Here is a 13,064-nt window from a genome sequence, read left to right on the forward strand (position 1 = left end):
ATATTCTGCAATGACATTAAAATATTTAAGTATACTCGTAGCAATTCTTCTTTTTAATTGTAAAGAAAAACCGAATGAAAAGAGTTCTATTAACCCTGAAAATTGGTCTAAACGGGCTATTGATATTACCCAAAAAGATTCTTTAGAATATGGAAAAACCTATTTATCTGTATACTCACAAATTTACAGTATAAACGAGCATAGAACCCATAGTTTAACCTCTATGATAAGCATGAGAAATACCAGTGAAACAGACACCATTTACTTGTTGAGAGCAGAATATTATGACACACACGGAACATCGGTAAGAACATATTTCAATTCGCCCATATATTTAGCTCCTATGGAAACTTCAGAAATAATAATTGACGAAATTGATGTTTCTGGAGGAACAGGCTCAAACTTTATTTTTGAATGGAAAACACCTAAAACCTGTCCTGAACCTTTGTTTGAAGGCATTATGTCGTCCACTATGGGGCAACAGGGGCTGTCTTTTACCACCCAGGGCAAAAGGGTTAAATAATATGAACAAAGACGTTAATAGATACCTAAACACACTTAAAAAATGGAAGCCTGAATTGTCCAAGCTTCGGGATATTATAAGTGATTCTGGTTTAAATGAAGAGTTTAAATGGATGCATCCTTGCTATACCTATAATGGAAAAAACATTGTATTGATTCACGAATTTAAAAATTACTGTGCCATTTTATTTCATAAAGGTGTCTTGCTTAACGACCCTGCTAAACTATTGGTACAGCAAACTAAAAACGTACAATCTGCAAGACAGATACGGTTTACGGACTTACCAGAAATTGAAGAGCTAGAACCAACCATAAAGTCGTATATTAATGAAGCCATACAAATCGAAAAATCAGGCAAACAGGTTGAGAAAAAAAGCACTTCAGAATATAAAACACCTAAAGAATTGAAACAGAAATTTTCTGAAGATCTCAACTTTAAAAAAGCATTCGAAAATTTGACTCCAGGACGTCAACGTGGTTATCTATTGTATTTTAACAAACCTAAACAATCTAAAACCAAAACATCCCGAATAGAGAAAAACATTAATCGTATTATGAATGGCTATGGCCTTAACGATTGCGTTTGCGGGCTTTCAAAGCGAAAACCTAATTGCGATGGCTCGCATAAACAATTAGACAAAGTTTTATAGAACCCTATAATTTAAATTATACAATGGGAATGTGTTTCACGCCTATTCTATACGCTTTGCTGGCATATTTTGGCCATTTTGATGCAAGGTTAAACTATCTATTTTGCCCTTGTCATTAGCTTTAAAGGTTACTTGTGCCTCAACCACCTTTAAATAAAACTTATTATATGCCGATGCAAACAACTCAAATTGTGGCTGACCAGTAGCTTGAGCAAATAATTGTTTTTCTTGGCGAGTAACTGTAATAATAAATCCAGGTTGTAATTCATACTGGCCACAGTAAGTGTCCAACACATTTTCGGGCACCTCAACATCAGTAACTAGTTCTGATTTAGCAACGCCTAAATTTAAAAGAACGGTTTTGGCATTATCATTTGCAGGATTTAATTCCAAGGATTTCTTGTAATTGGTAATAGCCTGTGTGGTATCACCCACTTTTAAATAGCCTTCACCCAATGAATCATAAGGATTGGAAGCTTTTGGGAATGAAGTTACATTCAATTTAAATAGCTCTAAAGCAATCGTATTATGCCCTTCTGATAGATACTTATAACCCAAAGTGTTTAATTGACTTTCATCAAATTTATAGGCATCCGATTGTTCCGTCTTTAATTGCTGATACAGTTTTATAGCTGATTTAATACTATTAGCCTCAATTTCTTTATTAATTACGGTTGCAATAGAAGGTTTTGGTACTTCCAATGGTCTTGGGTCGCCCAATAATTTCATACCTAAACGACCTATATCAGTATCGGCATTACCTAAAACCACAACACCTTTTTGTGTTCCTTCTATAAAACCAGTGAATGATTTATAACCACCTGTTGCACCATTATGCCAGATTATGGTATCATCACCGTTTTGGGCATAATGCCAACCTAAACCAATTTTAAATTGATCAGTTTGCTTTTCATAAGCTACCTGTTGACTCAATGTCATGGCTTCATATATATTCGGTTTTAACACACCCATATTGGCCATTAAAAACTTCACCATATCTTCAGTTGTCGAACGAATACCTCCTGCTCCAGCCAAGCCTGTTATATCCCAATTAGACACTTCAACACCTTGTGCATGGGGCTTTGCTAAATGGTTTTTCATACTATCGGTTAATGCCAACCTGGTACTAATCATGTTGCAAGGATGCGCTATTTTTTCAATTAATAGGGTTTCATAGCTTTTACCCGTATGTAATTCCAAAATATGCCCCAATAAGCCCATGGCGTAATTAGAATACTCATAATCCGAACCAATATCCCGAGTTAATTCATAGGAAGACATAAATTCATAAATGTGTTCTGGTGTGTAATCCACATAAGGATTTCTTGGGTCTCTAGGATTAAAATTATCAGGCATTCTGGGCAATGCCGATGTATGTGTAGCTAAATCCAACAAGGTGATTTCTCTTCCATTACGCGTCGGGACCTTAACAGTATTTGGCAGATAGTTTACAATGGGATCCGATAGTTTCATACTGCCTTTCAAAACTTCATCCGCCAACATGATACAGGTAAAAACTTTAGAGATAGAACCTATTTCATAAACAGTATGCTCATTTACTGGAATGTTATGTTTTAAATCGGTTGTGCCATAACTAAAAAAATCAACTTTATCGCCTTCCACATAAGCTATGGAAATTCCAACATTCTCACCAGCCTCAACTCTGGCTTGAATATTTTCTTTTATGGCATCTGGTATTTGAACTTGAGAAATTGCATGAACACTTAATAAAAGTAATAGACAGCTAACTATATATTTCATCTTTATTGATTTTTATTAATAGCAAGATACCAAAAAAGGCGCAAAATCATCTATTTAACATTCTGATTTATAATGTATATCATTTTACCAATTTTATGATATTTCTCATAGTTATACCTAACAATTATGACTAACTTTCTGTCATGAATACCATTGCACTGCGTATATCGGATTTCTTAAAACAATATCCACCATTCAACATGCTCCAGCAAGACCAATTACTTGCTATATCTGGAGCTGTTGAAGTGATTTATGTGGAACCTGAAAACTTTGTTTTTAAAACTACCGAAGACGTTAAAAGTGTATTTTATGTTGTTCGTGAGGGAGCCATTGGTTTATATCGAGAAGACACCCAAAACTTGGTTGATGAGTGCGATGAAGGTGATATCTTTGGATTACGTGCACTAATAAGACAAGGCAACTATAAACTCACGGCCAAAGCATTGGAGGAAAGCATTGTTTATAGTATATCATCCGACCTACTAGAAGAATATATTACCTCAAACATGGAAGCTAATAAGTTTTTAATGAAATCCTTTGCCTCCAATATCTCATTAAGGCCAGATAGTACGTGGCAAAGCCCACCTTCAACAATGTCTATTGGTGACTTCAATGAAGCTGAAAGTATAACCTACAGTAAAAACCCCATAACCTGTAATCCGAATACCCTAATACAACATGCTGCTAAAACCATGACTGACAATCGTGTGGGAAGTATCATTATCACCGATAATCAAAAACCCATTGGCATTATAACGGACAAAGATTTACGGGTTAAGATTGCTACAGGGCAAGTTAGTATTAAGGCTTCAGTTACTGAAATTATGTCCTCACCCGTTATTACCTATCTTGAAACTATTTCTGTGGCTGAAGCCCAAATTGCCATGTTGGAGCACAAAATCACCCACTTATGCATCACCAAAGATGGTACACCGAATTCCATATTAACAGGTATTCTGTCTGAACACGATATTTTGGTCATTCGAGAGAACAATGCCTCGGTATTGGTTAAAGAAATTAAACGTTGTCAAACCAGCCTTGAGCTACAACAAATTCGAATACGTAGTGAAGCTTTATTAAAACGCTATTTGGAACAAAATTTACCTATCAACCATATTTCTAAAATTATTTCGGCCATTAACGATAATATCACCAAGCAAGTTATCAGTTTGGTACAAAAAGACATGCCAACGAAACCTCCAACTGCCTATGCTTGGATGTCTATGGGTAGTCAGGGTAGACATGAGCAATTACTATTAACTGATCAAGATAATTTTTTGGTTTTCGACAATGTTCAGGAAGCAGACTATGAAACAACACAAAACTACTTTTTAGAATTTGCTAAAAAAATCACCGAGAATCTCAATACCGTAGGTTTTGAGTATTGTCCTGCCAATATGATGGGCAGTAATCCCAAATGGTGCCTATCACTATCGGAATGGCAATCCCAATTTAAACGTTGGATTACCCATCCTGATCAAGACCATTTGATGCTGTGCACCATATTTTTTGATTTTGCATTTGTTTATGGTGACCAAACTCTGGCTGACAAACTAACTGAAAACATATTTGATGCTATTGATTCCCATGATATTTTTTTAAATTATTTAGGTTTAAATGCCCTTAACAATCCGCCACCTTTAAGTTTCTTTAGGAACTTTTTGGTTGAATCTTCTGGCGAGCACAAAGATCAATTTGATATTAAGGCACGTGCTATGGTGCCTTTGGTTGATGCTGCACGTTTGCTGATTCTCTCCAAACACATAGCGTCTATCAATAATACTACAGCGCGCTATCAAAAATTAATGGCATTAGAACCTCAAAACAAGGATATTTACGAAGCCTGCTTATTGAGTTATGAAGATTTGTTGCGCTTTAGAACCAGGCAAGGTCTCAAACATAAGGATTCTGGACGTTTCATAGATTTACAACAGTTAAGTAAGGCAGATAGATTGGAGCTTAAAAGTAGTTTCAAAGCCATAAAATCGGTTCAAGAACTTATTCAAACCCGATTTAAATTATCACAACTTATGTAATATGGGATGGTTTAAAAAACATAGCTATCCACCTTTCTGGAATGAGTATATATCGTCGTTTGACAACCATTCTGAAAAAGAGCTTCATCATATCAGGTTCGTTGTTTTTGATACCGAAACCACGGGATTAAACCCTAAAAGTGATCGGATACTATCCATTGGAACCATTGCTATTATAAACAATACCATTATTATTTCTGATCAATTGGAAGTCTATTTAAAGCAAGACACGTTTAATGCGGAAACCGTTAAAATTCATGGACTTCTAAAAGCAGGTAAGCTAGAGAAAGTCACCGAAGAAGCTGCTATCATGGAATTTTTAAAGCATATTAAAAATGCGGTACTAGTGGCACATCATGCGGCCTTTGATATTGCGATGGTAAATGCCTGCTTGAAACGAATGGGCTTACCCAATCTCAAAAACAAGGTTGTTGATTCAGGATTTGTTTATCAAAACACCTTGAATTCAGCAAACCCAAACCTGCATTTCAGTTTAGATGACCTATCCAAACAATTTAATATTCCACAACATGATAGGCACACAGCTTCTGGTGATGCCTATATTACAGCCGTTCTGTTTTTGAAATTGATAGCCCTTTTAAGACATCAAAAAGCTAACTTAAAACTTGATGACCTCATCATACCTAAAAAGCGCATCGGTTTATTATAAAAAAAGCGCTTCAACCGAAGCGCCTTCATTGCTATTAATTTCTGCTCTTATAGGGCATTATCCATAATATCTTGAACCACTTCTGGATTGAGCAATGTGCTAATATCTCCTAGGTTACTCGTGTCCTTATGGGCTATCTTTCGTAAGATGCGTCTCATAATCTTACCCGATCGCGTCTTTGGTAAGCCTTGGGTAAATTGAATTTTATCTAATTTGGCAATAGGTCCAATATGTTCGGTGATTATCTGGTTGATTTCTTTACGCAAATTATCATGATTCCGGGTTTCACCAGTATCTTTTAAGATTACATAACCGTAAAGGGCATTACCTTTTACATCATGAGGGAATCCAACAATAGCCGATTCAGATACCGCTGGATGCTCATTAATGGCATCCTCTATTGGTGCCGTTCCTAAATTATGACCAGAAACAATAATGACATCATCCACACGACCGGTTATACGGTAATAACCAACCTCATCCCTTAAAGCGCCATCACCTGTAAAGTACTTGTTTTCAAACGCTGAAAAATAAGTGTCCTTATAGCGTTGATGATTACCCCAAATGGTTCGTGCCATACTAGGCCATGGGAATTTGATACATAGACGTCCCTCTACTTGATTGCCTTTTAATTCTTCACCATTTTCATCCATCAATGCAGGTTGGATACCAATAAATGGTAAGGTAGCATAGGTAGGTTTTGTTGGTGTGACATAAGGGATTGGCGTAATCATAATACCGCCTGTTTCCGTTTGCCACCAGGTATCCACAATCGGACTATTTTTCTTACCGACATTATCGTTATACCAGTGCCATGCCTCTTCATTGATAGGTTCTCCCACGGAACCCAATACTTTTAATGAGGATAAATCATATTTTTCAACTAGTTCTGAACCTTGCTTCGCCAAAGCCCTGATAGCTGTAGGTGCTGTATAAAACTGATTGATCCTATGCTTTTCAACAATCTCCCAAAAACGCCCAAAATCTGGATAACTCGGCACACCTTCAAACATCACGGTGGTTGCACCATTACATAATGGTCCATAGACTATATAACTATGCCCAGTAATCCAACCAATATCTGCTGTACACCAATACACATCATGTTCACGGTACTGAAATACATTTTTAAACGTATAAGCCGTATACACCATATAGCCTGCCGTAGAATGTACCATACCTTTTGGCTGTCCTGTTGAACCCGATGTGTATAAAATGAACAAAGGATCTTCAGCCTTCATCAATTCAGCCTTGCATTGATCTGATGCTTTATCCAATAAAGGTTGCAACCATTCATCGCGACCATCCTTCATTGTGATATCACTATGGATGCGTTTGGCTACCAAAACGGTTTCCACACCAGGACACGATTCTAAAGCATCATCTACGATACCTTTTAAATCAATCGTTTTGGCGCCACGATAAGAACCATCGCTAGTAATAACCATTTTACAATCGCAGTCATTGATTCGCGTTGCTAAAGCTGTAGATGAAAATCCGGCAAATACTACAGAATGTACTGCGCCAATTCTAGCACAAGCCAATACAGCAATAGCCAATTCCGGAATCATAGGCACATAGATACAAACCCTATCGCCTTTTTGAACACCTTTGGATTTTAACACATTGGCCATTTTATTTACCCGATGGTATAGTTGTCTATAGGTGATATGTTCGGCTTTTTCGTTAGGATCATTTGCCTCAAACAGAATAGCTGTTTTATCACCTCTAGTTGCCAAATGTCTATCAATACAATTTTCGGTGATATTTAGTTCGGCTCCTTCGAACCACTTGATTTCTGGTTTTGAAAAATCCCAACTTAAAACATTATTCCATTTTTTACGCCAAAGGAAATGTTCTTCGGCTACTTCTTCCCAAAAATTTTCAGGATCCCGAACCGATTTCCTATAGACTTGATAATATTCTTCTAAATGTTTGATATGATAATTACTCATGACTCGTTAAATTTTTATGAATTCCTATTTGATTGATTTTATAAACTGTAGTTATTTCATTTATGATTTCAGGATCATCGATTGTCGATGGAATATTATAACTCATCTCATCGGCTATATTGCGTAACAATTTACGAAGAATTTTCCCGGATCGTGTCTTTGGCAACCTATCTACTACGAGAACATCCCGAAATGAAGCAACAGCTCCAATTTCATGACGTACATCTTGAATAATCTGCTTTTGGATATCCTCCACACTATCATTACTTTCTGCTTTTAACACCACTAATCCCATTGGCTTTTGGCCTTTTAAATCACAATGAACACCAAAAACGGCACACTCTGCAACAGCTTTATGCGACGCGACAATTTCCTCCATTTCAGCCGTTGACAAACGATGTCCGGCAACATTGATAATATCATCTACACGACCAGTAATAAACACATAACCATCTTCATCCTTATAGCCTCCATCTCCCGAAAAATAATAGCCCGGGAATTTTTCCAAATAACCTGATTTAAATCGTTCCGGATTTCCCCAGAGATTCATTAGAGTTCCAGGTGGCAGTGGTAGTTTAACTGCCACATAGCCCTCACTACTGGATGGGACTTCTTGGCCTTCTTCATTTAATATTTGAATATCATAACCACACACCGGAAATCCTGCTGATCCTGGTTGTACATCCTGTAATTCCAAACCAGCCATATTGGCCAACATGGGCCAGCCACTTTCGGTTTGCCACCAATGGTCAATGACAGGAACTTGAAGTTTTTCTTCTGTCCATTTTAAAGTAGCCACATCGCAGCGCTCACCTGCCAAAAACTGATATTTCAAGCAAGACATATCAAACTGTTTTAAAAACTTGCCGTTTGGGTCTTCTTTTTTAATGGCACGAATTGCTGTTGGTGCAGTAAACATAACCTTAACTCGATGCTCACTAATGACCCGCCAAAAGGTTGATGCATCAGGTGTTTTAATAGGTTTTCCCTCAAAAATAACGGTTGTATTACGGTTGATTAATGGTGCATAAACAATGTAGCTATGACCAACTACCCAACCAACATCGCTGGCAGCCCAGTACACATCTCCAGGTTCTACCCCATAGATATATTTCATAGAAAATTTTAAAGCTGTGGCATAACCTCCAGTATCACGAATAATCCCCTTGGGTTTTCCTGTTGTACCAGATGTATATAAAATGTATGATGGATGCGTTGAAGGAACAGAAATAGCATCCGCTGGAATAGAACTTTCAACCAGCGTTTGATAATCCACATCATAATCCTTTTTAGGGATTTCGGCATTCAGATTTCTATTAAAAACTATGACCTTTTGGGGCTTGTGTTTAGCCAATTTTATGGCCTCATCCACATATGGTTTGTAAGGTATTATGCGCTGAATTTCAATGCCACTAGATGCGGTAATAACCGCTTTTGGTTGACAGTCATCAATGCGAATGGCTAATTCATTGGGGGCAAATCCCCCAAATACTACAGAATGAATCACACCAATTCGAACGCAAGCCAACATGGCGTAAATAGCCTGTGGAATCATGGGCATATAAATGATGGCTGTGTCACCTTTTTGTAAACCTAATGATTGGAGTCCTCCAGCTAATTTGGCGACTTCATCATGTAATTCGTTAAAGGTTATATGTTGTTTGGTTTGAGTAACAGGTGAATCATAAATAACAGCTGTCTGACTTCCAAAACCATCTTTAATGTGTTTGTCGATACAGAGATAGCTTAAATTTAATTCACCATCCTGAAACCATTGATAATAATCATGCTGATCTTTAGACACAATAGTTTCTGGTTTTTTAAACCACTCCAGTGCTTCGCTTTGGGTTTTCCAAAATCCTTCAGGATCTTGAATACTGCTATTGTAAAATTGTTGATAGGTCATGACTTTGTTTTTTTTGAATTAAACAAACCAAACCAATTGGGATTTAATACCTTCAGCTTAATTAAAACCCAAATAATCACAATAAAACAAACACCAATAACCATAGAGTTAACGGTACTTATGGGTGTGTCATTTTCAAATTTAAAACGAAGATATAGGGTAATAAGCACGTAGATACTAATAATAATATCTGACGCTAATGGGTTGATACGAAATTTCATAATCAATACTACTTTTCAAATAAGCACACTACAAATCTGTGACTTATTCTATTAAACATTGTTTGTTTGCACACAAAACCAATGGTTAATTGAGTAGTTCAAGAATTTCTGAAACTATTTTTTTTACTGAAAACGGCTTGAGTAAATATTTATCTGCTCCGAGTTTTAAGCCTTTTTCAATATCTGAAGCTTTATTTTTAGCCGTTAAAAATACTACTTTGGTATTTTTTAAACTGGCTTGTTCTTTTATAAATTTCAAGGTTTGATAGCCATCTACATTCGGCATCATAATGTCCAGCAAAACAACATCTGGCACATTCCTTTCTAATATTTGAAGAGCCTCACTCCCATCTCTCGCAATATACACTTCAAAGTCTTGTTTTTTAAAAGCGTATTCCAACGTCATAACTATGTTGGGCTCATCATCTACAATTAAAATCTTCTTCATATTTTACAGCAGTACAATTTAGTCAAAAGGTAGCTTAAAACCAAAGGTTACGCCACTTTTTTGATTGTTTTTAACCCATATTTTTCCATGATGTTTTTTAACGATTTGCCTACTAATAGCTAGCCCTAAACCACTACCTTGAGGTTTAATGGTGTTCTGGTCACTGGTTTGATAAAACTTATCAAAAATAAATTCCAAATCTTTATCCGAAATACCTCTACCGTTATCGCTAACCAACACCTCAACAGAAGCATTTCCAAGCTTATAGTCAACCACTATCTTGCCAGTATTTGGTTCGCAAAACTTAATGGCATTGGAAAGTAAATTGGTTAACACCTGAATGATTCGATCTTCATCGTAATTCAGCTTACACTTATGTGGATTTTTAACTACTATTTCAATATGCTTTTTAGCGGCAATCTGACTCACACTATTAATTGCTTTTTCTATGGTTAACTTAATATCATGCTGCTTGATGTCTAATTCCTGCCTTCCTGTTTCTAATTTTTCAAAATCCAAGATATTATGAATCAATCGCGATAATCGATCTGAATCCTGAAGAATATTGCTTAAAAATTGAGCCTTTACTTCAGCTGGCATATCGGTATCTTCCATAATCAATTCGGTTGCCGCACGTATACCTGTTATTGGTGTTTTTAACTCATGGGCTACCGTATCCAAAAACTCATCCTTTTGTTGGTCCTTCAGAATTAGCTCATCGTTGGCGTTTTTAAGTCTGTTGGTTAAATGCTGAAGTTCATCAGACTTCTCCTTTAACAGCTTATTACTGGCAATAGCTTCTTTAGATTCCTCTAAAATTTTCAACACTTCAACCAAACTAATCTGTTCTTCCTTCACCACACTCGATATCAGAATTTTGGCTGAAGAACTTCCAATACTTCCTGTCAAGAGTTTTTCTGAAAAATTAATGAGTCGAGCATCTGCCAATTGCGTGTCTTGTGGTAATTTATATTTAGTAAAAAAGATACTCAAGGCGCGCTGCGCACGTTGTTCGCCTAAAAATCGGTTGAGAACATTTTTGATATCAGACACATAAGCTTCCCCTTTCCAAACCAAGGCATTATCCTGAAGCGATGCATAGTTTTTGCTATCCACAAACATTTCGGCATAATTCCGCTCCCTATAATTTCCTTTAAACATGAGAGAAACAGTGAGATATAATAACGTATTGATACTCAAACTCCAGAAAAAAGCATGTGCTGGTGGACTTAAAAAGTCAATACCAAATAAGGCGCTTGGCCGCAATGCCTTAATATGAAACAAACCATAATCAGAAAATTCAGAAGTTCCGGTGAGCACCTGCATGACAAATGGTAAAACCAAGGTATAGAGGGTTGTTAAAAAACCGGCAATAATACCGACTTTAGTTGCTCGAGAGGATCCTCTATTCCAAAATATTCCTATAAAAAACGATGGTGCCAACTGGGCAATAATCACAAATGAAATCAAGCCTATAGAATATAAGGATAAGGCTTTTGAAAATGACACGTAGAAGAAATAGGCTAAAATGATAATACTAAAAATAGAAACCCGTCTGATGATCTTGATGTATTTGGCATTCTTTTCTGGCTGACTTTTACTGAACTTGTCTAAAAACCCATAAGGTATAATGAGGTTATTGCTAACCATAGTTGACAGCGCCAAAGTTGACACAACGACCATAGAAATAACTGCTGAAAAGCCTCCCAAAAAAACCAATAAGGCTAATATTGTATTGCTTTGTTGCAATGGCAACAGCAAGGTATAATACTCGGCATTAACATTATCACTGAATGATAACTTCCCAGCCCATGCAATAAATATCACGAACACATTAAACAGCAATAGGTATAGCGGAAATAACCAAATAGCTTGTTTTAAATATTTTTCTCGATTGTTTTCCAAAACCGATACTTGAAATTGTCTAGGCAATAAGAATATGGCTAAAAAGGACAACATTATCATAAAGAACCAATTGAATCCGTTTCCAATATCTCCAAATGTGGACAAGCTCTTAAATGACTCCATAGTTGAGATCCTATCATAAATATCTGTCGTACCATCAAAGAGGTAAAAAGTGACATATAACCCAATAACCAAAAAGAATATTAATTTTAAAACCGACTCAAAAGCAACAGACGCCACGATACCACGATGTTTTTCAGAGGCATCTGTGGCCTGCGTTCCGAAGAAAGTAGCAAAAACAGCCAAGAGAACCGCAATGTAAAATGTGGAATCGTCCCAAATACTCTTTGAAATATAACTGGTTTCATCGACCATAATTTCAAAGGTTTCTGAAACGGCCTTTAATTGAAGGGATATATAGGGTACAATACCCACCAAACAAACTACAGTTACCAAGGCACCAATAAACCGATTGTTTCCATAACGTAAAGAAATAAAATCGGCAATAGACGAAATTTTATGCTGTTTGGAAATTCGAATAATCTTTCGCAAAACGATAATCCATAAAGGTGCCGCAATTACAGGCCCTAAATAAATAGGCAGAAACTGCATTCCCGAGTTAGCCGCGATACCAATACTGCCATAATAGGTCCAAGCAGAACAATAAACCGCCAATGATAAAGTATAGATGTAAGGATTGTTTACCCATTTACTTTTGGCATTTTTTTCAGCAATAAAAGCGATGTAGAATAGTATTGCCAGATAGATGATAATAATTATGAACAAACTATAATTACTCATAATGTCGTTTTAGAATCATGTATGATATAATAATAGCCGCAAACCAAATGGTAAATATGGAAAAATAGATAATTGGAATTCCCAAAACCTGACCTTCCACATTAAAGATCAATAAAAAGGGAACGTTGAACAATAGCAACAGTGCCAATGCCAAAACCACCAATTTCTGCTCGTGTCTTTTTTTCATAA

At 36.5% G+C, this 13,064-nt stretch carries 11 protein-coding genes; 4 read left to right on the forward strand and 7 right to left on the reverse strand.

The window, feature by feature from the left end; translation table 11 throughout:
- Nucleotides 1-10 precede the first annotated feature (10 nt).
- Nucleotides 11-523 (forward strand): DUF3124 domain-containing protein, encoded by a 513-nt coding sequence (locus MTX13_RS00870; RefSeq protein ID WP_250432484.1) that lies wholly within the window; start codon nucleotides 11-13, stop codon nucleotides 521-523.
- A gap of 1 nt (nucleotide 524) precedes the next feature.
- Nucleotides 525-1,172 (forward strand): DUF1801 domain-containing protein, encoded by a 648-nt coding sequence (locus tag MTX13_RS00875; protein ID WP_250432485.1) that lies wholly within the window; start codon nucleotides 525-527, stop codon nucleotides 1,170-1,172.
- A gap of 42 nt (nucleotides 1,173-1,214) precedes the next feature.
- Here the strand turns inward: MTX13_RS00875 and MTX13_RS00880 are convergent, their stop codons facing one another.
- The gene (locus MTX13_RS00880; RefSeq protein WP_250432486.1) at nucleotides 1,215-2,933 is read right to left on the reverse strand and encodes a serine hydrolase; all 1,719 of its coding nucleotides are present in this window, start codon (nucleotides 2,931-2,933) and stop codon (nucleotides 1,215-1,217) included.
- A gap of 143 nt (nucleotides 2,934-3,076) precedes the next feature.
- Here MTX13_RS00880 and MTX13_RS00885 point away from each other — a divergent pair, with 143 nt between their 5' ends.
- Both MTX13_RS00885 and MTX13_RS00890 read left to right on the forward strand, forming a co-directional pair.
- Nucleotides 3,077-4,969, forward strand: coding sequence for a DUF294 nucleotidyltransferase-like domain-containing protein (locus MTX13_RS00885; RefSeq protein WP_250432487.1), 1,893 nt, complete (start codon nucleotides 3,077-3,079; stop codon nucleotides 4,967-4,969).
- Between the two features lies 1 nt (nucleotide 4,970).
- Nucleotides 4,971-5,639 (forward strand): 3'-5' exonuclease, encoded by a 669-nt coding sequence (locus MTX13_RS00890; protein WP_250432488.1) that lies wholly within the window; start codon nucleotides 4,971-4,973, stop codon nucleotides 5,637-5,639.
- A 47-nt stretch (nucleotides 5,640-5,686) separates the two neighbouring features.
- Here MTX13_RS00890 and acs read toward each other — a convergent pair whose 3' ends face one another.
- From acs to MTX13_RS00920, 6 genes are all read right to left on the reverse strand, one after another.
- A complete protein-coding gene (acs, locus tag MTX13_RS00895; RefSeq protein ID WP_250432489.1) occupies nucleotides 5,687-7,594 on the reverse strand; it encodes an acetate--CoA ligase in 1,908 nt (635 codons plus the stop codon).
- Nucleotides 7,587-9,500 (reverse strand): acetate--CoA ligase, encoded by a 1,914-nt coding sequence (locus MTX13_RS00900; RefSeq protein WP_250432490.1) that lies wholly within the window; start codon nucleotides 9,498-9,500, stop codon nucleotides 7,587-7,589. Before MTX13_RS00900 ends, acs begins: the two co-directional genes overlap by 8 nt.
- Entirely contained in the window at nucleotides 9,497-9,721 is a 225-nt protein-coding gene (locus MTX13_RS00905) for a hypothetical protein (protein WP_250432491.1), read from the reverse strand. The genes MTX13_RS00900 and MTX13_RS00905 overlap by 4 nt, the downstream gene beginning before the upstream one ends.
- Nucleotides 9,722-9,806: 85 nt before the next feature.
- Entirely contained in the window at nucleotides 9,807-10,169 is a 363-nt protein-coding gene (locus MTX13_RS00910) for a response regulator transcription factor (RefSeq protein ID WP_250432492.1), read from the reverse strand.
- 18 nt (nucleotides 10,170-10,187) lie between these two features.
- A complete protein-coding gene (locus tag MTX13_RS00915; RefSeq protein WP_250432493.1) occupies nucleotides 10,188-12,875 on the reverse strand; it encodes a sensor histidine kinase in 2,688 nt (895 codons plus the stop codon).
- Complete coding sequence (locus tag MTX13_RS00920) at nucleotides 12,868-13,062, reverse strand: hypothetical protein (protein WP_250432494.1); 195 nt, start codon at nucleotides 13,060-13,062, stop codon at nucleotides 12,868-12,870. The genes MTX13_RS00915 and MTX13_RS00920 overlap by 8 nt, the downstream gene beginning before the upstream one ends.
- Between the last annotated feature and the right edge of the window lie 2 nt (nucleotides 13,063-13,064).

Origin of the sequence: Hanstruepera flava (assembly GCF_023634025.1) — a bacterium.
GTDB lineage: Bacteria > Bacteroidota > Bacteroidia > Flavobacteriales > Flavobacteriaceae > Hanstruepera > Hanstruepera flava.